General features: G+C 39.0%; 23 protein-coding genes. 17 read left to right on the plus strand and 6 right to left on the minus strand.

Annotation, left to right across the window (positions count from 1 at the left end):
* Positions 1-65: 65 nt before the first annotated feature.
* Positions 66-1934 (plus strand): carbohydrate-binding domain-containing protein, encoded by a 1869-nt coding sequence (locus AC570I_RS12305; protein ID WP_497405653.1) that lies wholly within the window; start codon positions 66-68, stop codon positions 1932-1934.
* A gap of 56 nt (positions 1935-1990) precedes the next feature.
* Here AC570I_RS12305 and AC570I_RS12310 read toward each other — a convergent pair whose 3' ends face one another.
* Positions 1991-2788, minus strand: a complete 798-nt coding sequence (locus tag AC570I_RS12310) for a helix-turn-helix domain-containing protein (RefSeq protein WP_497405654.1) — start codon at positions 2786-2788, stop codon at positions 1991-1993.
* Positions 2789-2867: 79 nt separating this feature from the next.
* Positions 2868-3743 (minus strand): SDR family NAD(P)-dependent oxidoreductase, encoded by an 876-nt coding sequence (locus tag AC570I_RS12315; protein WP_497405655.1) that lies wholly within the window; start codon positions 3741-3743, stop codon positions 2868-2870.
* A 140-nt stretch (positions 3744-3883) separates the two neighbouring features.
* Between AC570I_RS12315 and AC570I_RS12320 the strand changes: the two genes are divergently transcribed.
* From AC570I_RS12320 to AC570I_RS12345, 6 genes are all read left to right on the plus strand, one after another.
* Positions 3884-4096, plus strand: a complete 213-nt coding sequence (locus AC570I_RS12320) for a hypothetical protein (protein ID WP_047798977.1) — start codon at positions 3884-3886, stop codon at positions 4094-4096.
* 104 nt (positions 4097-4200) lie between these two features.
* The gene (locus tag AC570I_RS12325) at positions 4201-4593 is read left to right on the plus strand and encodes a winged helix-turn-helix transcriptional regulator (protein ID WP_497405656.1); all 393 of its coding nucleotides are present in this window, start codon (positions 4201-4203) and stop codon (positions 4591-4593) included.
* 55 nt (positions 4594-4648) lie between these two features.
* Positions 4649-5173 carry a hypothetical protein gene (locus AC570I_RS12330; protein WP_497405657.1) on the plus strand — a complete coding sequence of 175 codons (525 nt, stop codon included), beginning with the start codon at positions 4649-4651 and terminating at the stop codon, positions 5171-5173.
* A 245-nt stretch (positions 5174-5418) separates the two neighbouring features.
* Positions 5419-5721 carry an ArsR/SmtB family transcription factor gene (locus AC570I_RS12335; protein ID WP_047798979.1) on the plus strand — a complete coding sequence of 101 codons (303 nt, stop codon included), beginning with the start codon at positions 5419-5421 and terminating at the stop codon, positions 5719-5721.
* Positions 5722-5733: 12 nt separating this feature from the next.
* Entirely contained in the window at positions 5734-6834 is a 1101-nt protein-coding gene (locus tag AC570I_RS12340; protein WP_047798980.1) for an NADH:flavin oxidoreductase, read from the plus strand.
* A gap of 105 nt (positions 6835-6939) precedes the next feature.
* Positions 6940-7830: a pirin family protein gene (locus AC570I_RS12345; protein ID WP_497405658.1), complete on the plus strand. Its 891-nt coding sequence runs from the start codon at positions 6940-6942 to the stop codon at positions 7828-7830.
* Between the two features lie 23 nt (positions 7831-7853).
* Here the strand turns inward: AC570I_RS12345 and AC570I_RS12350 are convergent, their stop codons facing one another.
* Complete coding sequence (locus AC570I_RS12350; RefSeq protein ID WP_047798982.1) at positions 7854-8252, minus strand: HIT family protein; 399 nt, start codon at positions 8250-8252, stop codon at positions 7854-7856.
* Between the two features lie 35 nt (positions 8253-8287).
* On the minus strand, positions 8288-8761 hold the full coding sequence (greA, locus tag AC570I_RS12355; protein ID WP_047798983.1) for a transcription elongation factor GreA: 474 nt from the start codon (positions 8759-8761) through the stop codon (positions 8288-8290).
* A 229-nt stretch (positions 8762-8990) separates the two neighbouring features.
* Between greA and AC570I_RS12360 the strand changes: the two genes are divergently transcribed.
* Positions 8991-10874: a M1 family metallopeptidase gene (locus AC570I_RS12360; RefSeq protein WP_497405659.1), complete on the plus strand. Its 1884-nt coding sequence runs from the start codon at positions 8991-8993 to the stop codon at positions 10872-10874.
* A 49-nt stretch (positions 10875-10923) separates the two neighbouring features.
* Here AC570I_RS12360 and AC570I_RS12365 read toward each other — a convergent pair whose 3' ends face one another.
* Positions 10924-11400 carry an OsmC family protein gene (locus AC570I_RS12365; RefSeq protein ID WP_497405660.1) on the minus strand — a complete coding sequence of 159 codons (477 nt, stop codon included), beginning with the start codon at positions 11398-11400 and terminating at the stop codon, positions 10924-10926.
* 232 nt (positions 11401-11632) lie between these two features.
* Here AC570I_RS12365 and AC570I_RS12370 point away from each other — a divergent pair, with 232 nt between their 5' ends.
* Both AC570I_RS12370 and AC570I_RS12375 read left to right on the plus strand, forming a co-directional pair.
* On the plus strand, positions 11633-13312 hold the full coding sequence (locus tag AC570I_RS12370) for a glycoside hydrolase family 3 protein (RefSeq protein ID WP_497405661.1): 1680 nt from the start codon (positions 11633-11635) through the stop codon (positions 13310-13312).
* A gap of 75 nt (positions 13313-13387) precedes the next feature.
* Positions 13388-13591 carry a hypothetical protein gene (locus tag AC570I_RS12375; protein WP_047798987.1) on the plus strand — a complete coding sequence of 68 codons (204 nt, stop codon included), beginning with the start codon at positions 13388-13390 and terminating at the stop codon, positions 13589-13591.
* Positions 13592-13639: 48 nt separating this feature from the next.
* Here AC570I_RS12375 and AC570I_RS12380 read toward each other — a convergent pair whose 3' ends face one another.
* Positions 13640-14173 (minus strand): thioredoxin family protein, encoded by a 534-nt coding sequence (locus tag AC570I_RS12380; RefSeq protein WP_497405662.1) that lies wholly within the window; start codon positions 14171-14173, stop codon positions 13640-13642.
* Positions 14174-14354: 181 nt separating this feature from the next.
* On the opposite strand from AC570I_RS12380, the gene AC570I_RS12385 reads away from it, so the two are divergent.
* The 7 genes from AC570I_RS12385 to AC570I_RS12415 all read left to right on the plus strand — a co-directional run bounded on the left by AC570I_RS12385 (position 14355) and on the right by AC570I_RS12415 (position 26686).
* Entirely contained in the window at positions 14355-14960 is a 606-nt protein-coding gene (locus tag AC570I_RS12385) for a TatD family hydrolase (RefSeq protein WP_497405688.1), read from the plus strand.
* Between the two features lie 80 nt (positions 14961-15040).
* Positions 15041-15817: a tRNA threonylcarbamoyladenosine dehydratase gene (locus AC570I_RS12390; RefSeq protein WP_497405663.1), complete on the plus strand. Its 777-nt coding sequence runs from the start codon at positions 15041-15043 to the stop codon at positions 15815-15817.
* A 14-nt stretch (positions 15818-15831) separates the two neighbouring features.
* Positions 15832-19071 carry a UvrD-helicase domain-containing protein gene (locus tag AC570I_RS12395; RefSeq protein ID WP_497405664.1) on the plus strand — a complete coding sequence of 1080 codons (3240 nt, stop codon included), beginning with the start codon at positions 15832-15834 and terminating at the stop codon, positions 19069-19071.
* Between the two features lie 85 nt (positions 19072-19156).
* The gene (locus AC570I_RS12400) at positions 19157-21991 is read left to right on the plus strand and encodes an outer membrane beta-barrel protein (RefSeq protein WP_497405665.1); all 2835 of its coding nucleotides are present in this window, start codon (positions 19157-19159) and stop codon (positions 21989-21991) included.
* A gap of 12 nt (positions 21992-22003) precedes the next feature.
* Positions 22004-24868 carry a PD-(D/E)XK nuclease family protein gene (locus tag AC570I_RS12405; protein ID WP_497405666.1) on the plus strand — a complete coding sequence of 955 codons (2865 nt, stop codon included), beginning with the start codon at positions 22004-22006 and terminating at the stop codon, positions 24866-24868.
* 23 nt (positions 24869-24891) lie between these two features.
* A complete protein-coding gene (locus AC570I_RS12410) occupies positions 24892-25449 on the plus strand; it encodes a GNAT family N-acetyltransferase (RefSeq protein ID WP_497405667.1) in 558 nt (185 codons plus the stop codon).
* Between the two features lie 250 nt (positions 25450-25699).
* Entirely contained in the window at positions 25700-26686 is a 987-nt protein-coding gene (locus tag AC570I_RS12415; protein WP_047798995.1) for a pyruvate dehydrogenase complex E1 component subunit beta, read from the plus strand.
* Positions 26687-26821: the final 135 nt, after the last annotated feature.

Below are 26821 nucleotides of genomic sequence, written 5' to 3' on the forward strand. Positions count from 1 at the left end.
ATGAAAAAATGAGGATGTTTAAATTTCTACCATCAATAATCTGTTTCTTATTAATATCTGCAAGTATGATTTCTTGTAAAAAAGATAGTGATGATGAGACAACCGCTACAAGCACAACAACTTATGCTACAATTGTAACCAATTCAAAAGATACAACCGTTACAAATGCAGTAACCATTGCTTATGCAAATAATATTGCAACTGTTACAAACCCATATGAGAGTAGCGGTGTAACCATTACCAATACCAACGGAATAGTAACCATAAACTCAACTACGGCGAGTACTGAAATCAATTATGTTATTTCGGGAAGTACCAACAGTGGTTCAGTAAAAATCTACAGCAGCTACAAGTTTGGGGTTGTATTAAACGGGGCCGACATGATTAGTGCAAACGGCCCTGCCATAAATATTCAATCCAGTAAAAAAGCTACTTTCACCTTAGTGGGCGAAACCAATAACAGATTAATCGACGGATCGACTTACACAGCAAGCGGAACTGAAGACATGAAAGGTACGTTATTTAGTGAAGGTCAATTGGTATTTAAAGGCAGTGGACGTTTAATTGTAAAGGGTAATTACAAACATGCCATTGCCAGCGACGATTACGTGGATATACAAAGCGGAATCATCAGCATCACGGGTGCAGTTTCAGACGGTATTCATGCGAATGATTATTTTTCAATGGAAGGCGGTTCACTGGATATTACCTCTTCCGGCGACGGAATTGAAGTAGAGGAAGGGTACATCCAAACCGCTGGAGGGACAATTACCATAGCGAGTGTAGATGATGGACTATCCACAACTTACAGCGGAACTGAGAGCACTATAGATCCGTCTGTTTACATCAGTGGGGGAATCATTACCATAACCAATACGGGTTCGGAAGCTGTAGGGATCAAAAGCGAAGGTGCCACAATCATTAACAGCAGTGATGCTGTTAAAGTTGCGGTATCCGGTAGTGCGGCAAAAGGGTTTAAGAGTGGAAAAGATTTCACTGTAACGAACGCAGCTTTAACCATAACAACATCAGGTGGTGCATTCTACGACAGCACGGATAAAGAGATTGAGTCAGCATCGGGCATTAAAGTAGACGGCAATTTCTTGATGCAGAAAGGAACAATAACTATTGCCGGTACTGGTACCGGAGGAAAAGGTATAAATGCGGATGGTACTTTAACCATTAATGATGGTACGGTGAACATCACCACATCAGGAGCAACCTATACTTATGGTTCTGATGATACATCTGCAAAAGGAATAAAGAGTGATGGAAACCTGACAATAAACGGAGGAACAATTTCAGTTAAAACATCAGGTACAGGTGCAGAAGGAATTGAAAGCAAGGCCATATTAACCATTAACAGTGGAACAGTTGAGTGTGTAACCTATGATGACGCGTTTAATGCAACCAGTCAGGTAGTGATTAACGGAGGAAATGTTTATGCGTATAGCACACTTAATGATGGAATAGATTCGAATGGAACCATTAACATTACGGGTGGTACAATCGTATCTTCAGGTTATATCTCTCCTGAAGAAGGATTTGACTGCGACAATAATCAGTTTAAAATTACCGGGGGTACGTTAATTGGCGTAGGGGGAGCAAGCAGTAGCCCGACTACAAGCGTAAGCACACAGAACTCAGTACTATTCACCAGTGCAGCAACAGTTAACCAGGTGATACACATCGAATCGTCTACTGGTACAAATATATTCACATTCGTTGTACCAAGAGCTTATTCAAAAATGGTGATGTTATTTAGCATGCCTGGATTAGCTTCAAACACAACGTTTAATATTTATACTGGCGGAACCGTAACAGGAGGAACCTATTTCAACGGTTTATACCAGGGAGATACCTATACTAAAGCCAGCACGACTGCTGCAGCGAGTTTTACAACAAGTGGATTATTAACTTCAGTTACAAAATAAGGTTTTTTGAGAGCGAACCTTTTTAGCATCAATTAGAAATAATTGATGCTTTTTTTTTATAATTTTGATGGCGCAATTCCGTAAGCCTTCTTAAAAGCAAAAGAGAAATGTGAAAGATCTTTAAATCCAACTTCGAGATAAACTTCAGTAGATTTCCAACCTTTTTCTTTGATCAGGTAGTACGCGTCCTCCAGGCGCTTCTGCTGTATCCAGCGGTTTGGCGCGACATTAAATATCCTGTTGAAATCTCTTTTAAAAGTTGCCAGACTTCGCCCTGTGAGATATGCAAAACGACCGATATCTACGCTAAACTTATAGTGTTTATTCATATAAGCTTCAAGATCAATTTTACCCGGCTCAGAAAAATCAAAGAGTATATTGCTCAACCCAGGATTAATTTGCAATAAAATCATCGCCGCTTCCCTAACTTTTAAGTTCGTGAGCATACTGTTAAACTCATTATTGTTTTCCAGGTAAGGTGATATCGAATCAAAATAGTTCTGAAACAGCCTATTAGGTTCAAACAATATTGCTGTAGGAGTCTTAACCTGTTGCTGTGCAACCAGATTATATTCTTCACCAATGCTGCGTAAGGTTTCCTGATCCAGAACAATTGTAATAGATTTATACACACCATCTTTTGGTGGAATTTTAGTATACTTCGTCAGTTGATTTCTTCTGAAGAATCTAAAGTCCCCAGAATTAAAAATATACTTTTCCTCTCCAATTTGGTTTTCTGATGTACCGGAAATCAAATATCCAAAAACATGGTCGGCAATAAACTGTTCACCTTCACTGCTTTTGTGCGAGTAGCAGCTGTATAAAATATTAGGACGTTTAAGTTCGCTTGGCATGCTATCAAAATTATGAAATAAACGGGTTATTTGAAATTGTTATGATGAGATTATCCGGGAGAAGATGACCTCATGATAATTATCTATTTGTGAAACTCTTACCCAGACTAGTATCTAAGAAATCTGTAGCAGAATCATGGTCGGTAGATAAACTCACCCCCATCCACTTTTCCATTTCCTGTGTCCTGGTTGTATCTGCATGCTTAAGCATACCGATAGCTTCACTTCCCAGAATGAGGTGCATTGGTGGTTCAGGATGCACAGCAAGATTCACTAACACTTTTGCTGCTTTCACGGGGTCACCAGTAGGGATGAAATCGCCGCTCTGAAAAAATTCACTTCTTTGATCTACCAGATCATATCCATCAATTTTTGGGGCATAAGTCATGGAATCCCCCGCCCAATCTGTACGAAATCCACCTGGCTCCACGCTGGTAACCAGAATCCCCAGTGATTTGACTTCTTTCGCCAGTGATTCTGTGAAACCACTTAATCCAAATTTTGCTGCCTGATAAATGGAAATCCCGGCATTACCCACTCTGCCTCCTACCGAACTAATTTGAAAAATGCGCCCTGACTTCTGTTTCCTCATGTAAGGCAACACAGCTCTGGTAATTTCTATTGGCGCGTATAAATTGGTTTCCAGCTGACTCCGTACCTGATCGGCACTAAATGCTTCGGCAGCCCCCACAATTCCAAAGCCCGCATTATTCACCAGAACATCAATCTTACCGAAGTGGGCAATAGCAGCTTCTACGGTAATCGCTACCTGATTATAATCGGTCACATTTAAGGTTAGTGGATAAATCAACTCCCCGAACTTTTCAACCAAATCATCCAACATGTTGGTGTTTCTTGCTGTAGCGACTACCTGATCGCCCATTGCCAATACTTCTTCTGTTAAACTCCTTCCCAGTCCGCGGGAGGCTCCTGTTATAAACCAAACTTTTTTCATGATTGTCTTTTTTATTGAATCAAAGGTATAGCAATCTGGAAGCTAAAATTTTGTTTAAAAGCTCAAAGTACTTTGCTTGAAAGCTCATTTAAAGTGAACCTTTTTAAAAGAACAATGTTGTTAACTACAAACTACATGTTATGGCAAAAACGAAAAAGAAAGCTGTAAAGAAAAAAGGCGGCAAGAAAAAAGACAAAAAAAAGAAAAAAGGACTTAAGAAGAATAAGTTAGGGGTCAAAAATTCACTGGTTAATAACATCAATGCCCGTAAGAAGAAAGGAAAATCGAGATCGAAAAAGAAATCGAAAATTAGTAAAAAGGCTTATAAAAAAATGAAAAAAGGCTGGAAATGATCTTGGGAAATTATCTAAATCAGACGGGCTCAAAGCGCTATCGATTTGGTATTAGTTTACTGAACGATAGCAATATTCGCTCAGGAAGCTATTAACTTTGCCGCATGGCATTTGGAAAAGAAAAGCATACAAAAGAAAGTTGCAGGGCAAGCCTGAACGCGGTTAAGGATGCGCTGTATGTTTTAAACGGGAAATGGAAATTACCTTTAATTCTGAGTTTACAGGATGGCCCCAAACGGTTCAATGAAATTCAAAAATCGCTGGGAGAGATTACTCCGAAGATTTTATCAAAAGAGCTGAAAGATCTGGAACTGAACGAATTTGTCATCCGCAACGTGTTTCCAACTACGCCGGTTACCGTTACTTATGAATTAACTGAATACAGCGGCTCTTTGCATAAGGTGATTGATGAGCTGAGAAACTGGGGTATACAACATCGCGAAAGACTTGTTGCGAACAGGAAAACGGACGTAACGCTGGAAGATGTAATAGCCTGAAAACCTAAAATCTGATAATGATTATTTTAGGCTATCTTTGTGCAAAATAAAATCGATGGCGGTATTACATAAAAAAGAAGAAAAAATTCAGGCAGTGCTGGGTAGGTTGCCTAAAAAATATACTGACGAACAATTTGTGGAAATGTTTATCAGGCTTTATTCCAAAGACTGGGGCAAAATTAAATCAGCTTATATAAAACAGTCTCAGGATAAAGAACCTGGTACGGTGATAAATATGCCTAAACCTGAAATATACTTAAAACAGGTTTTAGCAAATTATTTGCAACAAGCAGATTCACCTAAGATTGAAGAAGCTGAATTTGTAGACGAAACTCCAGTTGCTGAACCTAAAAAAGCTAAAACAACAACTAAAAAGAAAGTTGACGTTGAAGAACAGGTTATAGAACCTAAAAAAGCTAAAACAACAACCAAAAAGAAAGTGGAGGTTATTGAGGAAACAGGTGTTGAAGTAAAAAAAACTAAGGCTCCGGCGAAGAAAAAAGCTGAAGCTGCTGAAGAAGCTCCCGCAATAGAAAAAAAGCCAAAAAGCACAGCGAAGAAGGCTGCAGAAAAAAAATAAAAAAATTTAGCCATGATATAATAAATCATCCTTTTAGGTGTTTATATATATGAGAGCGTTAATTTAGATGACGGGGATAGGTCGGTATGATTTATCCCCGTTTCTTTTTTAAGCTCGTACGTTGCTTCCACACTTTCCAATTACTTCCCTTTTTGAAACCTGACAGTTTAGGGCAATTTACCATTTTTGTGTAATCTTTAGGCTGATAATTGGCATATCGGGAAAAGTCGATATACATTTGCGATATGGATCAAGTAGAAGTGTTCAAAGCATTATCAAATAAAACCCGTTTGCAGATTCTAAACTGGCTCAAAGCTCCTGCAGAAAATTTTCCAGATCAACCTAATGCCGACTTCGAAAATGTGGGTGTTTGCGTGGGTCAAATTCAGATGAAAGCAGGACTCTCACAAAGTACCATCTCCGAATATCTATCTATTCTACAACGTGCTGATTTAATTTCCGCCACCAGGGTTGGACAGTGGACTTATTACAAACGGAATATGGAAGGTCTTGAAAAATTAAGTGAAATTATTAATACAGAATTATAAATAGCAATCAATATGAATACAGATAGTTTATTTAAGCCTTTCAGCTTAAAATCATTAACCACAAAAAACAGAATTGTCATGGCTCCCATGACCAGGTCTTTCTCTCCAAATGGGATCCCAACTGATGCAGTTGCGGAGTACTATGCGAAGCGTGCGGCTGGTGAAGTAGGACTGATCTTATCAGAAGGTACAGTAATCAATCGTCCTTCTTCTTCTGCCGATCCAAACATTCCTCATTTTTTTGGAGAACAAGCCCTGGCAGGATGGCAAAAGGTAATCAACGATGTTCATGCCACGGGTGGCACGATGGGCCCTCAAATCTGGCACCAGGGAATATCTGCCAACCATGCTTCAGGATGGTTACCCAGCTCTCCATTCGAAGGTCCTTCAAGCTTAAACAGTCCTGGCTTCGAAAACGGGGTTCCAATGACAGATGCCGCTATTGCAGACACCATTGCTGCTTTCGGTCAGGCTGCAGCTGATGCTAAAGCACTTGGATTCGACACCGTTGAAATCCATGGTGCTCACCAGTATTTAATCGATCAGTTTTTCTGGGATGCAACTAATAACCGTACAGATATCTATGGTGGTAAAACCTTAGCTGAACGCACCCGCTTTGGAGTTGAGGTGATCAAAGAAGTTCGTAAACGTGTTGGTGAAGATTTCGCAGTTATTATTCGCTTGTCGCAGTTTAAGCCTGCAGCATATGATTTCAAACTGGCCAAAAATGAAACTGAAATGGAACAATGGTTAACGCCGTTAGCCGATGCAGGAATCGACATTTTCCATTGTTCACAACGCAGATTCTGGGAGCCGGAATTCGAAGGTTCAGACCTGAATTTTGCAGGATGGGCAAAAAAAATAACTGGAAAAGCAACCATTTCGGTAGGATCTGTAGGTTTGAATGGCGATTTCTTTGGTGCCTTTGCAGGTCAGAGTTCTGAGCCAAGCTCGCTAGATGAGTTGGTACGCAGAATGGATCGTGGTGACTTTGATTTAGTTGCTGTTGGCCGTCCATTATTATCTGATCCGAACTGGGTAGAAAAAATTAAAAATGACAATTTTTCAGAATTGAAAGGATTCAGCAAGGAAGCATTGGCTGAACTGGTTTAATACTATTTCCCATTATAATTTCAAAAGCACCTCATAAATGGGGTGCTTTTTTATTAATCACCATTATAAAATTTTCTTAAATTCACCATTTCAAATCCATATCCTATGTCAAACATTTCACTCATTATTGAAGAAAGGCCGGCAAACATTGGTAACTTCATGGTTGGCAGGTTGCTGCCATTTAGGGAAAAACGAATGGTTGGTCCATTTGCTTTCATCGATCACATGGGCCCAGCCGCTATGAGTGACCATGAAAATCTCGACGTACCGCCGCATCCGCACATCGGCTTATCTACATTAACCTTTTTATTTGAAGGGGAAATTGAGCACCGCGATAGCTTGGGAACAGACATTATTATTAAACCCGGACAAGTGAACTGGATGACTTCTGGCAAGGGGATCGTTCACTCAGAGCGTACACCTTCTTATTTAAGACAGACGGATAAAATGCTCCATGGTTTACAAATTTGGGTAGCCCTGCCAAAAGCACTTGAACAAATGGATCCTGAGTTTTTTCATGTTGATCAAGAAGATATTCCCAGCTGGCAACAGGATGGAGTCAATATTAAATTAATTGCCGGCGAAGCATTTGGCCGCCAATCACCTGTTCCTGTATATTGCCCGCTGTACTTTATTGAGATTAAAAGTATAGGCCGACAAAAATTGAATATTGGAAATGATCTGTTTGGTGAAAGCGCGCTATATGTACTCGAGGGGGGCATAGAAAGTGATGGACACCTTTTCCAACCACGCTTAATTCTAGTGGCTAATGATGCTAAACTCTGCGAATTTACGATGTTGGAGAACACCACCATATATATTTTTGGCGGCAATCCGTTTCCTGAGGAGAGATTTATATACTGGAATTTTGTAGCCTCTGATAAAGAAACAATCGAAAAGGCTAAACAGGACTGGCTGGAGCAAAAGTTCAGACCTGTGCCAGGTGAAACAGATTTCGTACCGTTGCCCAATCAAAACCCATATTTAAAAAAATAATGCGGGCATTACCCGCATCATCACTATTCTTCTAATAAAGCCTGCCTGATTTTTTCGGCGGCTTCAGTAAGTTCTTCGGGAGTGGGCTTGAGTTTCTCTTTACTAAAATCCATATCACTCACATTGTTCATAGGAATTAGATGAATGTGGGCATGTGGAACTTCTAATCCAATCACGGCTACACCGACTTTTTTGCATGGAAAAGCACTTTTAACGCCTTTTGCTACAATTTTAGCAAACATCCAAAGTCCGACATATAAATCTTCTTCAGCATCAAAAATATAATCGACTTCCACTTTTGGGATCACCAGTACATGACCGGCAGTAAGCGGCTGGATATCTAAAAAAGCTAAATATTCAACAGTTTCAGCAACAACATGTGCGCTGATTTCGCCGGAGACAATTTTTGAAAATATACTCATAAAAGGATAGTAGGTTTAAAAGTGAATGTTAATGTTTATCTCGAAATCTCTAGCACTTCAAACTGCATCTTACCGGCAGGCACTTCAATTTCAGCAAATTCGCCAACCGACTTTCCAAGTAAACCTTGTGCAATTGGTGATTTAACAGAAATCTTTCCGGTTTTTAAATCGGCTTCACTTTCAGCGACTAACTGATAGGTCATGGTCGCTCCGTTTTTAACATTTTTTATTTTAACAATAGACAATGCTAACACCTTTGATAAATCCAATTTAGATTCATCTATGAGGCGTGCATTAGCCAAAGTATTTTTTAATTTTGAGATCTTCGCCTCGTGTAATCCTTGCGCTTCTTTGGCCGCATCATATTCTGCATTTTCTGATAAATCACCTTTATCTCTCGCCTCAGCAATTGCTTTCGATATTAGCTGACGGCCCGTTGTAGTTAGATAGTGAACTTCTTCTTTTAGTTTATCTAACCCCTCTTGTGTATAGTACGTTACCTCTGTCATTGCTCTATTAATTTTATTCAAACGCTATAAAAAACAAACAAGACTACATAGTTGGTTTCTACATAGTCTTGCTTCAATTATAACGAAGATAAAATGCGGAAATTACAAAACCAAATAAAAGATCAAGATTTATACCTTTTACTGATATTAGCCTCTGAAGTAACATTCAATTATACAGTGATTAAAAATTCGATCAATAAGTTTATTTTAGCTGAAATTATTCAAAAAAATGAAAAAGTTATTTTCACTCGCCCTTCTAATCAGTTTGGCAGGTTACACGGTTTCTGCTCAGGAACTCTACATGCCCAGGAACATAAAAGCGGCTTATTTAAAAGGTACCCGTTCTGCAAACGGAAACCCGGGGCCCAACTACTGGCAAAACCATGGCCGTTACAACATGGATATAAAAGTCGATGCGGAAACCAAGGTGGTGAGCGGAGATGAGGAAATTCTATATAGTAATAACAGTAATGATACCCTAAAAACACTGGTCATACGCTTTGTAAACAATCTACATAAGCCAACGGCTCCGAGGAGCGGGGCAGTTAGTCAAGATTTCTTAAGCTCGGGGTTAAACATCACATCGTTTTCTGTAGATGGCGAGCGCTATAAAGTAGATAGCAAAGACTGGGGAACAGTGGGAAGCGTCAAATTAAAAAAACCACTTAACCCTAAGTCGAAAATTACAGTGAAAATCGGATGGGACTATCCATTATCCAAAGAAAGTGGTAGAGAAGGACAGATTGATCCGAACTCATTCTTTGTAGCTTATAGTTATCCACGTATTTCAGTCTTCGACGACTATAATGGATGGGACCGCATTCCGCATACCGACAGGGCTGAGTTTTATAATGATTTTAATGATTATCTGTTTTCAATAAAAGCGCCGAAAAACTATGTGGTTTACGCCACCGGTGATTTCCTAAATCCTGATGATGTTTTGCAGCCGGAAATTTCTGCCCGCTTAAAAACGTCCTATAACACTGATGAAGTGATTCACATTGCCAGTGAACAAGAACTAAAGGATGGTAAAGTTACCGCACAAAAAGACTGGAATACTTGGAAATTTAAAGTAGATCATATCACCGATATCACCTTCGCATTAAGCAATCACTATGCCTGGGATGGCGGAAGCGTAATCGTTGATGCAAAAACAGGACGCCGGGCAAGTGCGCAGGCAGCTTACAACCCAACCACAGGCAAGGACTTTTTAAATTCAGTGAAGTATAATATTAATGCTTTGTCATGGTTCTCCAACAACTGGCCAGGCATTCCTTATCCATATGCAAAAACAATTGCTTTTCAAGGCTTTGCAGACATGGAATACCCAATGATGGTTAATGACTCCCAGTTTGGGGACCCTGTTTTTGCACAGTTGGTGCAAGACCATGAGGTTGCACATACCTATTTTCCATTTTATATGGGCATCAACGAAACCCGTTATGCTTATATGGATGAAGGGTGGGCTACTACATTTGAATACTTAATTGGCATCGCTGAACATGGGAAACAAGCGGCAGATGACTTTTATAAAAAATTCAGAGTAAACAACTATATTAATGATAAGTCGACAGAAGAAGATCAGCCTATTATTTCGATGTCCGATCAGGTATCTGGAGCTGGATATGGAAACAACTCCTATGGCAAAGCTTCATTATCTTATCTGGCTTTAAAAGACATGTTGGGCGATGAGTTATTTAAAAAGTCACTTCACCATTATATGAACACATGGAATGGCAAGCATCCCATTCCATGGGACTATTTCAATTCAATGAACACCGGTTCAGGCCAGAACCTGAATTGGTTCTTTAGGAACTGGTTTTTCACCAACAACTATATTGATCTGAAACTGGAATATACCAAAAAGAAGGCTGTAAACTCACCAATTATGGTTCGAAATATAGGAGGTTTTGCCATTCCATTTGATCTGGTGATTACCTATAAGGACGGTAAGGTCGACAGAATTCACTATACACCTTCGGTATGGAAAAACAATCAAAGTGTAATTTCATTAGTGGTTAAAAATAATGGAAAAGCGATGAGAAGCATTGCACTGGATGGTGGCATTTATATGGATGCTACTCCAAAAGATAATGCATACGAATTTAAATAATCCAATTGGCAGTTTACAGCTTAATAAAGCCTGTGAACTGCCAACTCCATTAACTATTCTCCGCTTTAATTTCCGGATTATGTTTAACCGCAAAGTTAAGGGAATTAGCAATAAAGCACATCTTATTTGCTTCCTGGTGCAACGAGTGCGCCAATTCGAGATGTGCCTGATCAGCAATTAACACTTGTGGATGCAAGGTCACTTCTTTGAATTTCCCACTTCCGTCGGATAATTCCTCCATCACGCCTACAGCTTCATCCTTGTAGTCGATGACGACAATTTCGTTTTTTGAACAAAGATGGAGATACCAGAGCATGTGACAACTCGATATAGACGAGAGTAATAAATCTTCCGGGTTATACTTTGACTTATCGCCTAAAAAAGCTGAGTCGGAAGAACCCGAAATATCAGCCTTACCTTTTATAGAAATAACATAGTCCCGATCGTAAGATCTGTAATCCATGGTACCCGAGCCTTTATTGCCTGTCCATGTAATGGTAGTTGAATATTGATGATCTTTCGGCATAAAAAATGGTTAGTATGTTTTACCAATTTAAACATTTACTTCAAAATAACAGCAATATTTCTAATTTATGAAGATAAAGGATGGGCCTTTATCTTCATCTTTTCCTTTCGATTGCAACAACTAATTGTATTAAATTAATTACTTGGATTGGTTTTTGATTATTACGATGATTACTTATTAATTTAGCCGAATCGCATTACAACAAAACAAAGTGAAAAAAAATATATTCCTAATGATCTCCTTAGGCCTTGCTGTGCTATCAGCAAATGCCCAGAAAAAGTCTTACCTGGAAATGCTGGCCAACCAGCCTAAGTGGGTCGATTCTGTATTTAATAAACTCAACAGAAGGGAACGCATTGCCCAGATGTTCTTTGTGCGTGCACATACCAATTTAGGTCAGAAATATATCGACTCTGTGGGTATGGTAATCAAAAAAGAGCAACTGGGTGGGGTAATTTTTTTCCAGGGGGGACCAGTAAGGCAAGCCCGCGCTACAAATGCCTACCAAAAGGTTAGCCGGATTCCTTTGATTGTGGCTAACGACGGAGAATGGGGTTTGGGTATGCGCCTGGACAGCACGATATCCTATCCTTATCAAATGACACTGGGTGCAATCCAAAACAAAGATCTCATTTACAAAATGGGGCTTGAAGTTGCCAAAGACTTTAAAAGAATGGGAATGCAAATGAACCTTGCCCCTGATGCAGACATTAATAATAATCCCAAAAACCCTGTGATCAATTATCGTTCATTCGGTGAAAACAAATTTAACGTTGCCACCAAAACCGCTACCTACATGAAAGGCATGCAGGATGGTGGGTTGCTAACTACATTGAAGCATTTTCCAGGACATGGAGATACAGACGTAGATTCGCATTACGATTTGCCTCAACTTACCTTTACAGCCGCACGTTTAGATAGCCTTGAAATGTATCCTTTCAAAGAACTGATCAAGCAAGGTGCATCGGGAGTAATGATTGCACATATGAATATCCCATCCTTAGATAACACCCCTAACTTACCCTCTACCCTTTCTAAACCTATTGTTACAGGCATCCTGAAAGAAAGATTGGGTTTTAAAGGACTGGTGATTTCAGACGCGATGGATATGAAGGGCGTAGTAAAGTTTTTTAAAGATGGTGAGGCTGATGTGATGGGCATTGTTGCAGGCAATGATATCCTTGAACTTTCTGAGAATAGCGAGCGGGCCGTGAAGCTTATTCGACGTGCTATCAGGCAGGGGCGAATCAGCATGAACGATGTAGATATTAGTGTACGGAAAATCCTAACCGCAAAATACTGGGCGGGCTTAACCCAAAGAGATACCGTAGTGGTAAAAAATATTGTCGCTGAAGTAAACCGGACCGCCGGCAATGCGCTGGTGCAGGAATTGGCCAATGCGTCTGTTACCTTGTTAAAAGGAAAAGATTATATTAAAAACATGATTCCGATCAGAAGAACCGCTATTATTAGTATAGGCGTTTCCGGGGTAACTCGGTTCCAAAAGGAGGTGTCTAAGGGATTTTATAACTCGGTTTATTATGTTTTAGACAAAGATGCTACAGCAGCTCAAATTTCGAATATTGCCCGTGAAGTTGCAGCCTTCGATCAGGTAATTGTAGGCATTCACGATAGCCGGGCAAGGCCTGCAAATAACATCCCCCTAAACACAGGGGTTAAAAATTTCATTAAAGAATTATCCGGCAAGAACACGGTATTTGCATTATTTGCCAACCCTTATAACCTGGCTGCGCTACCTGGATTAGAAAACAGTAAAGGCCTGGTTGTTGGTTATCAAAAAGAAGATTATATGCAAATCTCGGCTGCAGCAGTTATCAATAACCGCTTAATTCCAGCTGGAAAATTACCCGTAAGCATTTTGCCAAACTTTAAATTTGGTGACGGGTTATAATCCAGTAAAACAACCAATTATTTTTAAAACAATTCGGGGGTCAAAAACATTATCTATTTATAAAAACTCAATGCCATGATAGACCCAGAAGAAGATAACTATTCAAACGACCCTAACGATGCTTTACGCAGAGAGGATGATACTGAAAACATCAATGAATTAGAAGGAGATGATACCAGTATCGAACATGATAAAGACATGCTGGAACAAGCTGATGAAGCTTCCAGACCATCCTACGAGCTCAATCTTGATGATGAGCCAGCAGATTTGGAGGATTAAAAAAAGCCGCGGGGATAGACCTAAAATCTAAGCCCTGCGGCTTTTTACTTATTTAGACTTTGGTTTGTAAGAATCGGGGTCTACTGCGGCAAAGGTCCAGCCTTTTAGAAATGAGTTAATCTTTTTCACATCGTGACCCACTTTCTTTTTTCCGTTTGAACCAATTTCATCTGTTTCCAGATAAGATGAATTCTCTATATGTAGCACTTTGCCTGTTCCATCCAGTACCACAAATACAGGATAGCCGAAACGGTTAGGAAAGCCGAGAACTTTCATCGCTTCATCATTGTGATGATCCTTATCCCAATTCACCAATAAAAATTCATAGTTATCATTAATGGTTTGCTTTAAAGAGGCGGTAGTATCAACTAAATTGTGAAAAGCGATACACCAGGAACACCAGTTTCCTCCCACCTGTACCAGTACGTGTTTCTTTTCCTTTGCTGCCTTTTCGGTTGCGGCTTTTATGTCAGCCAAAGCGTTGGCTTTAGGATTATAAATCTGAACAGGCTCTTTTTTATCCTGGCTAAATGCCGAAGTAGAAATGAATAAAGCAGCTAAAATAATAAGTAGTTTTTTCATGTGAAAGGATATGGTTACTGCAAATGTAATAAAGACTAGTACTTTTATAGATTAATACTGAATTCTTTACAGAAGAGATACATTACGGTACCCCGGCATTTTTTTTGAAAAAACCTATCTTTGCCTATTAATGGATTTTCTAGATGTACATACGCATCACAGTGGTAAGCAAAACGGGGTAATGAGCATCCAAAGTTTATCTGTGACAAGCGATATATTTTTGGCCATGCCCAAAAAAAAGCCGATTTCAATAGGCTTACATCCCTGGTATGCAACACTGGAGCAACTGCCAATGCAAATGAAGTACATGCAGGTACTAGCTAAACAGGCAAATGTTAAACTCATTGGTGAGTGCGGACTTGATAAATTAAGGGGTGAAACACTAGATAAACAGATCCTTATCCTAAAAGAACAGATTTTACTGGCAGAGCAACTTGAGAAGCCGATTATCCTACATTGTGTAAAAGCTTTTTCTGAACTGATAGCGCTCAAAGATGAACTGCGGATTAAAGTCCCGACTCTCATTCACGGCTTTAATAAGAACCAAGAACTCGGTAAGCAAATGCAAAATAAAGGTTTTCTGCTATCTTTTGGAAGTTCTATTTTAAAACATGATTCTGATGCTGCCGGTTTAATTAAGAAATGTAATAGTTTTTTTTTGGAAACCGATTCTGCGGAAATATCAATCGAACAGATCTATCAGGCCGCAGCGAATTTAAAAAAATGTTCGGTTGATGAATTAAAAGCCATTATTTTTACAAACTGGAAAGAACTAAAATTACTTTAGGAACAACCAGAAACTAGCTCACGAAAAAAACCGTTAATGCTGTGACCATTCGTGATCCATTGATAAATAATTATAATGATATGTCTGATACATCCTGGCTCTCCCGCTCCGCCCTTCTCGTTGGCAATGAAGGAATTGACTTGCTTCAATCGAAACACGTTTTAGTAATCGGCTTAGGAGGGGTTGGCTCCTTTGCAGCAGAATTTATTTGCCGTTCGGGCGTTGGCGAAATGACCATTGTAGATGGAGATGTGGTTGATCCAAGCAACAGAAACAGGCAATTGCCGGCATTGGCAACAAACCATGGTGTTGGTAAAGCATCGATTATGCAAGAACGCTTACTTGCCATCAATCCGGATTTAAAATTACATGTGATTAATTCATTCCTTACTCCTGATAAGTGCAGGGAAATTCTGGAAAATAAATACGACTATGTGATGGACTGCATTGATAGCGTAATGCCTAAAATGACCCTACTATCAACTGCACTGGAAAAAAACATCCCGATTGTGAGTTCTATGGGTGCAGGCGGTAAAGTTGATCCTACCAAATTAAGGATCACTTTGCTTCCAGACACCTATCAATGCGTTTTCGCCAGTTATGTACGCAAACGACTCAACAAACTCCCAAACCTGAATTTGGTAAAGGCTGTTTTCTCTATTGAAGAATACAAAAAGGAATCGTTAATTTTAACTGACGGAAGTAATTTTAAACGTTCCGCCTATGGCACAATTTCTTACCTGCCAGCAGCATTTGGTGGCGCTTGTGCTTCCGTGGTCATAAGGGACTTATTAAATATTCCTTATCCAATGGAAAAACGGCCAGCCAGAATCAAGAAAAAAGTTAAGAAAAAATAAACTATCAGGAATTTATGCCAAAACCTCTTAAAATTCTCCAGGCCTCCGCAGGTTCTGGTAAAACATTCAGTCTCACAGCACATTATCTCACGCTGCTTTTTAGCAGTGAAAACAAATACCGCGAGATTTTAGCTGTAACCTTTACTAATAAGGCTACTGAAGAAATGAAATCAAGAATTTTAGAAGTTCTGGTGGGCCTGGCACAGGGAAACCCCTCGAAAAAAATTGATGATTACAGAAAGCTGGTTCTGGTAGCCTACCCTGAAATAAATGCAGAGGGTTTAAAGCTTAAAGCAGATAAAATCTATCGTAAAATCCTCCACGATTATAGCCGTTTCTCAGTCAGCACCATTGATGGCTTTGTACAAAAGGTCATTCGCGGCTTTGCTTTTGAACTAGGTTTAAATGCTGATTATAATTTAGAAATGAATTACGATAAGGTTAAAGATGACCTGGTAAACAAGCTGGATGAAGCCTTAACCGACAATAAGCAGCTTTTACAATGGATCATCGACCTGGCACTTGAGCGTATTAGCGACAACAAAAGCTGGAATTACAAGTCGGAACTCTATAATTTAATCGGGGAAATTTTTTCAGAGCGGTTCCAGATTTTTGAATCTGCAGTAGAGGAGCTGGGCGCGGAGAATATTGATAAACTCTTTAAAAAGTATATCAGCGTTACCAAAGAAGAAATCAAAAGATTTGAGGATGAAATCGTTCAGCTGGCAACTGATGCACACGAGGCTATAAATGTACTAGGGGTAGAAAATGAACACCTGAAAGGCAAATCCAGAAGTCCCCTCACAAAGTTGGTGTTAATAGCCAGAGGAGATTTTTCTAAGATAGAGGCTCTTTTCAACTTAATAGATGAGCCTGATGAATGGTTTCAGAAAAACGCCGCCATACCAGAGGTTTATGAAACGATTAATCCCATATTACATCAAATAAAAGATCATTTTCTTTCCTACTTACCGGATTACCAATTGGCAATTGCCTTCAATAAAAACCTTTATTATTTAAGGCTGATGCAGGAAATAGCTGTATTGCTAAAAGAATATAGAGCTGAAAACGATAACCTGCTCATCAGCGATGCCCAAAAACTGATATCCGGAATTACTGACGATGCCGGAGAGAACCCCTCTTTTATATGGGAAAAAGTGGGCAACAGATATCGTAATTTCCTTTTCGATGAGTTTCAGGATACCTCAACCAGCCAGTGGGGAAGCTTTAAATCGCTTTTAACCAATGCCATTGCCACCCCAAGCATGGATTTAACAGATCACCTGATTGTGGGAGATACTAAACAATCCATTTACCGCTGGCGAAATGGCGACTGGAATATCCTGCATAAACATGCTAAAACCGATGTTGGTATGCATAATGTGGTGGAGGAAAGTCTGGAAGAAAATTACCGCAGTACCGAAAATATCATCACGTTTAACAATGTAATATATAAAAGTATTCCTTTAACGCTACAAAATGAGTTAAATCAAAACTTAGCTGATAAACCTGAAAATATTTCTGCCTGGTGGAATGCGGAACACTATAATTCGATTATTACAGATATTTATGCTGGCTCGACGCAAAATTTTGCGCCCAACACTTTAAAGGGTGGAACAATTAAGATCAAAAAGTTTGGCAAAGAACAAGCTCCGGAAGAGATACGGTTCAGTGAGACGGTTTTCCGTGATCTTGCCCTGAATGATGTAATAGCAGAAATTTTTTATTTAAAAGATCAGAAGCATTATTCGTTGAAGGACATCGCTATTTTAGTGCGTTCAAATAGTGAGGCGCTATTAACTGTGCAAAAGCTAATGGAGTTCAAGTTGCCTGTTCTTTCAGGCGATGCCTTGTTGATTTCTAATAATTCTACTGTTAAACTAATCATCAACACGCTTAAAGTCCTGATCGGACTGGATGCGCAAACAGCACTTTATAAAGCAAACTGTATCGCCCTTTACCACTCTTTACATGAAAAAGAGGCAAATGCAAATCACTATTTAAATCTCACTCATACTTCACTATCTTCATTATCAGATGTATTGCCTCAATCACTTTGCAATCACTGGCAATCGTGGCTGCAACTTCCCCTGCCCGAACTCGTAGAGATTCTAATCGAGGCCTACGATTTGAAGCGGCTAAGCCAACACCTGCCTTATCTTTTAGCATTCCGCGATTTAACCGCCAATGCAGGAAAACTCGGTGAAAAGGGCATTATCTCATTTCTTACGTGGTGGGATGAAGATGGCATAAAAAAATCACTTCCATCTCCTGAAGGTGCCGATGCGATTCAAATCATCACCATCCACAAATCAAAAGGTTTAGCTTTTCGTGCTGTATTTGTTCCTTTCTGCAACTGGGAAGTAAAAGGTAAAACCAACTCAACATTTTGGGTTTCGTCAGAAGGAACTGCTTATAAAGAACTTAGGGGCATTCCTCTGAAATACAACAAAGATTTAGCCCACTCATCAATTGCAAAGGCCTACTACGAAGAGTTGCTTTATAATAACATGGATGCATTAAATATGCTATATGTTGCAACTACCCGTTCCAAAGACTTCCTTTACATAGCCACTATGGCAAAAGCTGAACCCAAAGGAAATAAAGAGCTAAGCCTTTCAAACATGGGTGATGTGATTAACTTCACTTTCGAAGGACAGTTTGATGAACATGGCGTTTACGAAATTGCAGACTATGTAATGATTGAAAATAAAACAAAAGAATCCAATTTTGTTGAGCTGAGAAATTACCCCACCACTTCTCGTTTGTCGGAACTCTATCTGCCCTCAGCTGAGAAGAATTTAAAACACCTGATCAATATTGAAAAATCAGGAAGAAAAGGTTCCTTACTACATGATATTCTGGCAAATGCCAGCAGCGAGAAAGAGGTTGCAGATTATGTTTCAAATCTGGTTTTGCAGGGTATTATCAAAGAGGAAGAGGTTCCAAAACTAACCACATCATCGCTCGAAGTTTTAAATCATGCTGAACTTCAGGAAATTTTAAATAAGGCAACTTCCAGCATTACCGAAAAAAACATTGTCGATGCACAAGGAAAACTTCATCGTCCGGATAGGGTGCTAATCAATGCCAATGAGGTTATCATTCTGGATTATAAATTTACACTCGAAAAAAGCGACAGACATATTGAACAGGTCTTAAAGTACAAAGCCTTGCTTTCTGAAATGGGCTACAGCAACGTGAAGGGCTATTTATTTTATGCAATTAACAAAGAATTAAAGCCTGTTATCTAATTTAGCAAAATAATGCGTTATAGTTGTGGAAAATTACTAACCGAGCCATCTAAATCTAAATGCATTTGTAATCATAAATACCTTGTTGAAAAATTTTCTGCTCTTACTCTCTCTCCTGTTGCTATTTGCTTATACCCCAAGCTTAGCACAAACGTCCTGTGATATAAAAGGAAGTGTTACCGACTCTACAAAAAAAGCAATAAGCGGTATAACCGTCAAAATTACTTTTGGTAAAGACTCATCCTACACCACTACTGATGATAGGGGAAGTTTTTCCTTTTCTAAAATAAATGCAAAAAGTCTTGTGATCAATATAGGCGGTATAGGTTATAAAACCCACATGGCAAAATATACTATCAAACCCGACATGTCTGAAATTGATATAGGCACAATTATATTAAAAGGTGGCGAAATCATTCTGGAGGATGTCATCATCAAAGCTAAACCAGTGGCGATAAAATACAAGCAGGATACGGTTGAATATGATGCAAATGCTTTTCATATTCAGGAAGACGACCGTGTTAGCGATTTGCTCAAGCAGTTGCCCGGAGTTGAACTAGACGAAAATGACAACGTAACCGCAATGGGAAAAGGCATGACTAAACTTCGTATCAATGGCCGTGATTTTTTCACGAATAATGTCAAAGATTTCATTTCAAAACTTCCGGCAGGTATTGTTTCCAAAATACAGGTAATTGATGATTTTGGTGATCAGGCAAATTTTACAGGAATCAAAGTGGGCGAATCACAAAAGATGCTCAATATTGTTACTAAGCCAGGTATGGATAACGGCCAGTTCGGAGGTTTTGGATTTAGCGCTGGTACCAATAAGCAGATAGGTGGAAATGGGAATGTAAACCTTTGGAAAGGGAGTAAGCAAAGCAACGGTAGTATTGGTTATAACATGGCCGATAATGGCGCCGGCATTTCTGAAAGCCGGAATATTGGTTTTAGCCATAGTGATAAATTAAAAGACAAAGGCAATTTTGGAATAAATTACGGTTACCGGGGTGGATCAAATAACTCGACAAGTATGCAAACGGTTGAAACCATCAGCACGCTAGGTAAATTGAACAGCCAGATCGAAAACCGCTCCTCTTCAGGGAATAACGGGCACAATATGTCCGTCAATTTCAATCAGGTTTCTAAAAAAGTCTTTTTATTGAGCTCAGCCAGCTTTGAGACCAACAATTCCCAATCACAAAATAGTTCATCAAATTTACAAACTGGTTTCACCAGGCAGGATTTCATCAACAACACCCTGACCAATAACCGCACGCCTTCATTTCGGACCAATCTTGACTTTTCTAAAAAGCTTACGAAAAACACTTTTTCAGGGAACTTTTCCTTTTCAAGCTCATCTAACCAATCCGAACAAAATGTTATAACTAATACCTTATATTATAGTTCTAGCGGCAATTTAGAAAAAGATTCCTTGTTAAACAGGACCGTATATAACAAAGGTGGAAACAAGCAATTTAGTTTCGGGCTAACCTATGGTATCAGTTTGAAAAAAGATACACTACTTAGCAGGAGCTTAAATTTCAGTTATCATGGATCTGTTGGATTAACCAACAGCGATTTACAGACTTACGTACTTAATCCATCCACCTTCAGCACAACGAGGGTTGATTCACTGAGTGTACTGACTAAAAACTCAACGCTAAATCAATCTCTGGACGTGCGCTATTACCAAACGGGAAAAAAGGGTCGGTTAAGTATAGGACTAAATGCACGACCAAATCTGATCCGCAACGAATATCCGCAGGAGGGTAATACTTATAGTAACAATTATATCAATGTCTCACCTACGTTTAGCTACTCGAAGACCTTTACCAGCACTAAATCCCTCTCGGTAAATTATAATGGTCAAAATAACAACCCCGGTATTTCGCAAATGCAACCAGTGAGAAATACGCAGAATTTACAGAACATTGTTATCGGCAATCCCGAGCTTAAATCATCTTTCAACCATTCTGTTTCGTCAAACTTTAATTATTTCGGTAAGAAAAGCGAAATCTCTATCCAGAGTGGAGTTGCCATTAGTGCCACGCAAAATGAAATTGTTAATAACATCATTTTAATTCCCGATACACTTGGCGCCTACAAGCAGGAAACACGTTTTGAAAATGTGAATGGAAACTATAATGTGAGCTTAAACTATAATATCAATATTCCTTTCAAATCAAGAAAATATACTATATCCATTGGAGGAAACGCCGGAAATTCCCGTAAAACCGCAATTGTTAACAGTATGAGAAGTTTCAATAAGGGTTACAACATTTCTCAAAATCTTTCAGGAAGAATGAACACTAAAAAACTGACCACTACAGTAGGTATAGGCTACAATATGGACACCAACAATGATAATAATATGAATGCTTTTAATGCAGGTCTTGCCGGTTACAACCTTTTGCTCAATACGGGTCAATCTTTCATCAAAACAGAAAATTACCACGCTAATTTTTCAACTTCGTTGAAGCTAAAAATCCTCAGAATTAGTGTCAATGGCAGTTATAATACCAGCAAAAACAAGAATAATACCAGTACAACATCCCTGCAGGTAAATACACAAATTCACAACTTTAACTTTGGCGCATCTGGTACGGCAACATTATTCACATCTTATTATCTTAACTTTAGCGCAAATAAGCAGATTACAAGAGGTTATAGTTTTAACAATACAAACCCTTTCATCATCAATCTGGGTGCAGAAAAAGCATTTTTCAAAAGCAAAGTATTAAGTTGCAGTATTAACGTAAACGACTTGTTGAATCAAGGTAATAACATTTCGCAGCGGGTGTTAGGAAACTCTGTAATAGAAAGCCGTAGTAATCAGGTCACCAGGGTGGTGACCTTTGGATTGAATTATAATATCTCGAGATTTGGAGGAAAATCTTTTAGATTACGAAAGGACTAATAAATATTTTTGATGACTACATTTTTACACGAAGTTGCTCAGGATTTAGTTGCCAGATTTGGTCATGAACTGGAAAACTGCGCCATAGTATTTAACAACAAAAGGCCGGCAGCCTATTTACAAAAGCATTTTGCAGACATTATTGGCAAGCCTTTTTTTAGTCCCTCTTTTTTTACCATTCAGGAATTTTTCGCTGCTTCAACGAATTACCGGATCGCTGATTTTTATCTTCAGTTCTTTACCTTGCACCGAATTTATAACCAACTTTTGAGTGAAGAAAAACTCGAGACGATATCAAGTCATAAATTCTTCCCGTTGGCGAAAATCATTTTAAGTGACTTTAACCAGATTGATGCCGACCTGGTTGATGCCCAAAAGCTATATCGTGACCTGGAGGATATTTCAGTCATTAGTCAGGACTTCGATTATCTTAGCGCGGAACAGTACCAGTTCCTATCGCAATTCTGGACGTCTTATTCCGAAGGAAAGCATAAAAAACAGCAGGAACTGTTCATTAAGATGTGGCGAAGAATGCCCAAACTGTACAATAAATTCCATAGCCGATTAAAAGACATGGGCTACCTGACCAACGGTTCGGTTTATCGCCATTTGGCTGATGACATTACAGGCCATCAGGAATTCATTTCCAACTTTGAGAAGGGGAAGGTCATATTTGTTGGTTTTAATGCGTTAAGCAGCGCTGAGGCTAAGATTTTCACCCAGTTGCAGGAAACTGAAAGGGCATTGTTTTATTTCGACACAGATGCTTATTATTTGGACGACCCGTCTCAGGAGGCAGGCTTGTTTTTGAGGAAAAACTTAAATCAGCTCGGAATCAGAAATGTATTCACTGACCAGAAAAGCCTGATGAAAACTGCTCAGCATCATGTGAATGTTTATAAGGTTCAGGGCCAGTCTGCGCAAGCTAAAATCTTAAACAATATTTTAGAAGAAGATTATACGAATGGAGAAAGCATAGGAAAAACTGTTGTTGTACTTGCTGATGAAAGCCTGCTTATTCCAACCCTGCAAACCATTCCGAGTAGCTTCGGTGATGCTGCTATCGATCTGAATATCACAATGGGTTTTGCCCTTTCTACCTCCAGCATTTATGGCCTGGTGGATCTTTGGCTAACCACTCAGCTGGAAATCATACACGACAATAAAGTTTCATATAAAAATGTTGAAGCTTTTTTAACTCATCCCCTTACAGGCTTAACACAAAAAATGCGGGATAAAATCCTAACCGCTTTATTGGATGAGAATCAGGTTGAAATCGATCATAAACGCTTGTTGCGGCAAAATGGTCTGTTTGAGGTGTTTTACAAAAAGATTGAAGAACCACAATTTGTTGTTACACACTTATTGGATGTATTGGACTTCGTGCTCACCCGGTTATCAAATGCAAAAACGCTTAAAAAAATCGATGCGGAACTATTTGTTAAAACTATACAAGAGCTGAATCGCTTGCACGATACCTTTAGTCACCACATCAGCAAAGAGGAAATTCCATTCGTGATTTACCTGGTTCAGAAATCCCTGCAAGCTATTGCTGTTCCCCTTTCAGGAGATCCTTTAAATGGTATTCAGGTAATGGGTTTGCTAGAGACCCGAAATTTGAACTTTGATAAAGTGGTCATTCTGGGTTTTAACGAAGGTATTATTCCTAAATCATCCATTGGAAATAGTTTTATTCCTGATTCCATCCGCAGGGTATATGGATTACCCGTATTGGAAAATCTTGATGCCATTTCATCTTATATGGTGTACCGTTTATTGCAGAGGGCGAAAAATATCAACTTTGTTTATAACAGCTTAACCGATGAGTCCACTTCAGGTGAGCCCAGCAGGATTTTAAAGCAGCTTGAATATGAGAGTGGTTTCAGTTTCGCCTATTATGAGTTGAATTTAGATGTTAAAACGGAAGCGTTCAAAGACGTGGCTATTGAGAAACACGGAAATGCATTTATTCAGGAAACCCTGCAGAAGTACCTCAATAAAAAGAAAGTTCTTTCTCCATCAGCATTGACCCAATATATTTCGAATCCAATTGACTTCTTCTTTAACTACATCGCGGGCATTAAAGAGCCTAAAGAAATAAGCGCAGTTGTAGAAGCGAACGAGATTGGTTCCATCTTGCATAAGGTGATGGAATATTTTTATGAGGATTTAAGGCTTGAGGAAATCACTGCCGAGAAAATAAACGAACAACGGAAGAAAGTGCCTCAAATGATTCAGAGGGCTTTCAATTCAGTCCTGTTTAATCACCCCGACCTGGTGATGGAATATAAAGGCATGCAAAAGGTTATCGTCGCAATTGTTGAGGCCTACGTAAATATCATTCTGAATCAGGATATTTCCCAAACGCCATTCAGCATCATTAGTCTGGAGCAAAAGGTGGAAGCTGAAATTACCTTCCCGCTAAATGGCCGGGAAGAAAGCGTAAAAATATTTGGTTATATCGACAGGGTTGATGTTAAGGACGGAATTACGAAAATTATAGATTATAAAACCGGAAGTGATAAACTGGCTTTTAAAGATATAGATGAGCTGTTCAATTCCAACGGAAAACACATTAATAAAGCGCTGATTCAAACACTACTCTACACTTACGCATATGAACAATCGTCGGGAAAAACCTGCGTTGAACCTAATCTGTATATTGTTAAAACGATGAATGATCCCATCTATGGCGGTGTTTGGTTTAAAGCCAACAGGCAAGTATTAAAGGGCGATTTCCTGGAAGAAATCAAACCGCTTTTTTTAACAAAACTACGGGAAAAACTGTCTGAACTTTTTGGTGATGCTTATTTTAAAGTGAGTGAAATTCCCGATAATTATAAATACTCGATATACAAAACCTTGTTTGGAAAATAGGTATGAAAACTAATATTTAAATTATGTTAAAGCTGAATTTTACCCAATTCCCTGTTTTAGAAACTGACAGGTTAATACTTCGGGAACATGCCATTTCTGATGCGCGGTTGTTATTTGAGATGCGCACCAATGAAATGGTCATGAAATATATCGACCGGGAAAGACCTAAAGACATCATGGAAGTAAAAACATTTATTACAGCATTTAATGACGGTTTTGAAAACGGCGACAACCTGGCATGGGTGATTGCGTTAAAAGATAAGCCGGATGAAATGATCGGATCTATAGGTTATTGGAGAACAGACTTTGCTAATCACCGTGCAGAGATCGGCTATATGCTCCATCCGGATTATTGGCGTAAGGGGATTATTTCTGAAGCCCTAATGTGCGCAATAGATTTTGGATTTGAAGAAATGAACCTGCACACGATGAAGGCAAACATCAATGTAGAAAATGATGCTTCAAGACAAATGTTAATTAAACATGGCTTCAAACGTGAGGCACTTTTCCGTCAGGATTATTATTTCAGGGGACAGTTTTTAGACAGTGAAATTTATGGGCTAATTAATCCTCATCATTAATAAGTGTAAGACTGAAAAACACCTTTTGATGATGATGTTTCGTAAAACTTACGAATATTAATAGAAAAAACAGCTTATTGCAAAGGTAACAGAATTTAATTCTAGTATTTCTGAGAACTAGGCTAAAAACTTATTTATCAGGGTTCAAAAATCCTCGTTATCAACCATAATTATTACAAAATACAGGTATTATTGCCTTTGGTTTCAACGCGATTAATAATTATATTTGCCACCGTTATTAAAATTTACAATGAGAGAAATCCAATTTAGAGAAGCACTACGCGAAGCCATGAGCGAAGAAATGCGTAAAGATGACCGCGTTTTTTTATTAGGTGAAGAAGTAGCAGAATATAACGGAGCGTACAAAGTTAGTCAAGGCATGCTTGCAGAATTTGGTGCGAAACGCATTATCGATACCCCGATTGCCGAATTAGGTTTCGCAGGTATTGCAACTGGGGCTGCAACAGCAGGCCTTATTCCCATTGTGGAATTTATGACATTCAACTTCTCGTTGGTAGCTATCGATCAGATTATCAACGGTGCGGCTAAAATTTTATCAATGAGTGGTGGTCAGTTCTCCTGTCCAATGGTGTTCCGTGGCCCTACAGGTAACGCAGGTCAACTTGGTGCACAGCACTCTCAAAACTTCGAAAACTGGTTTGCAAATACCCCAGGTTTGAAAGTTGTTGTTCCATCTACTCCATATGATGCAAAAGGATTATTGAAACAAGCTATTATCGATCCGGATCCGGTTATCTTTATGGAGTCGGAAGTGATGTATGGTGATAAAGGTGATGTTCCTGCAGAAGAATATTACATCGAATTTGGTAAAGCAAACGTAACCAAGCAAGGTACAGACGTTACGATCGTAACTTTTGGTAAAATGCTGACTCGCGTAGTGAATCCAGCTGTTGAGGAATTAACTAAAGAAGGAATCAATGTAGAAGTAATCGACTTACGTACTGTTCGTCCTATTGATTACGATACAATTATCGAGTCCGTTAAGAAAACAAACCGTTTGGTTGTAGTTGAAGAAGCATGGCCATTGGCTTCACTTTCAGGTGAAATTGCTTTCATGGTTCAAAAAAGAGCTTTCGACTATTTGGATGCTCCGGTAGTTCGCATTACCTGTGCAGATGTTCCACTTCCGTACTCTCCTACCTTAATAGCAGCAAGCTTGCCAAACGCTGAAAAGGTTGTGAAAGCGGTAAAAGAAGTAATGTACGTAAACAAATAATTACTACGTTGTCAATCTTTTTGAAGATATCAAAATAAATGAATCCCCTGGAAATTCCAGGGGATTTTTTATTGGCTATTGAAATTTAACGAATCTGGCAATCAAAAGCTAAGTGTATATCGTACACTATGACTG

Source organism: Pedobacter sp. A2324, assembly GCF_059693705.1.

Coding starts and splice junctions, on each gene's coding strand:
- AC570I_RS12415 (WP_047798995.1), top strand. CDS start 25,700: ATGAGAGAAATCCAATTTAGAGAAGCACTACGCGAAGCCATGAGCGAA.
- AC570I_RS12380 (WP_497405662.1), bottom strand. CDS start 14,173: ATGAAAAAACTACTTATTATTTTAGCTGCTTTATTCATTTCTACTTCG.
- AC570I_RS12325 (WP_497405656.1), top strand. CDS start 4,201: ATGGCATTTGGAAAAGAAAAGCATACAAAAGAAAGTTGCAGGGCAAGC.
- greA (WP_047798983.1), bottom strand. CDS start 8,761: ATGACAGAGGTAACGTACTATACACAAGAGGGGTTAGATAAACTAAAA.
- AC570I_RS12320 (WP_047798977.1), top strand. CDS start 3,884: ATGGCAAAAACGAAAAAGAAAGCTGTAAAGAAAAAAGGCGGCAAGAAA.
- AC570I_RS12410 (WP_497405667.1), top strand. CDS start 24,892: ATGTTAAAGCTGAATTTTACCCAATTCCCTGTTTTAGAAACTGACAGG.
- AC570I_RS12370 (WP_497405661.1), top strand. CDS start 11,633: ATGATCTCCTTAGGCCTTGCTGTGCTATCAGCAAATGCCCAGAAAAAG.
- AC570I_RS12375 (WP_047798987.1), top strand. CDS start 13,388: ATGATAGACCCAGAAGAAGATAACTATTCAAACGACCCTAACGATGCT.
- AC570I_RS12405 (WP_497405666.1), top strand. CDS start 22,004: ATGACTACATTTTTACACGAAGTTGCTCAGGATTTAGTTGCCAGATTT.
- AC570I_RS12365 (WP_497405660.1), bottom strand. CDS start 11,400: ATGCCGAAAGATCATCAATATTCAACTACCATTACATGGACAGGCAAT.
- AC570I_RS12350 (WP_047798982.1), bottom strand. CDS start 8,252: ATGAGTATATTTTCAAAAATTGTCTCCGGCGAAATCAGCGCACATGTT.
- AC570I_RS12305 (WP_497405653.1), top strand. CDS start 66: ATGATTTCTTGTAAAAAAGATAGTGATGATGAGACAACCGCTACAAGC.
- AC570I_RS12395 (WP_497405664.1), top strand. CDS start 15,832: ATGCCAAAACCTCTTAAAATTCTCCAGGCCTCCGCAGGTTCTGGTAAA.
- AC570I_RS12385 (WP_497405688.1), top strand. CDS start 14,355: ATGAGCATCCAAAGTTTATCTGTGACAAGCGATATATTTTTGGCCATG.
- AC570I_RS12390 (WP_497405663.1), top strand. CDS start 15,041: ATGTCTGATACATCCTGGCTCTCCCGCTCCGCCCTTCTCGTTGGCAAT.
- AC570I_RS12345 (WP_497405658.1), top strand. CDS start 6,940: ATGTCAAACATTTCACTCATTATTGAAGAAAGGCCGGCAAACATTGGT.
- AC570I_RS12315 (WP_497405655.1), bottom strand. CDS start 3,743: ATGAAAAAAGTTTGGTTTATAACAGGAGCCTCCCGCGGACTGGGAAGG.
- AC570I_RS12330 (WP_497405657.1), top strand. CDS start 4,649: ATGGCGGTATTACATAAAAAAGAAGAAAAAATTCAGGCAGTGCTGGGT.
- AC570I_RS12360 (WP_497405659.1), top strand. CDS start 8,991: ATGAAAAAGTTATTTTCACTCGCCCTTCTAATCAGTTTGGCAGGTTAC.
- AC570I_RS12335 (WP_047798979.1), top strand. CDS start 5,419: ATGGATCAAGTAGAAGTGTTCAAAGCATTATCAAATAAAACCCGTTTG.
- AC570I_RS12340 (WP_047798980.1), top strand. CDS start 5,734: ATGAATACAGATAGTTTATTTAAGCCTTTCAGCTTAAAATCATTAACC.
- AC570I_RS12310 (WP_497405654.1), bottom strand. CDS start 2,788: ATGCCAAGCGAACTTAAACGTCCTAATATTTTATACAGCTGCTACTCG.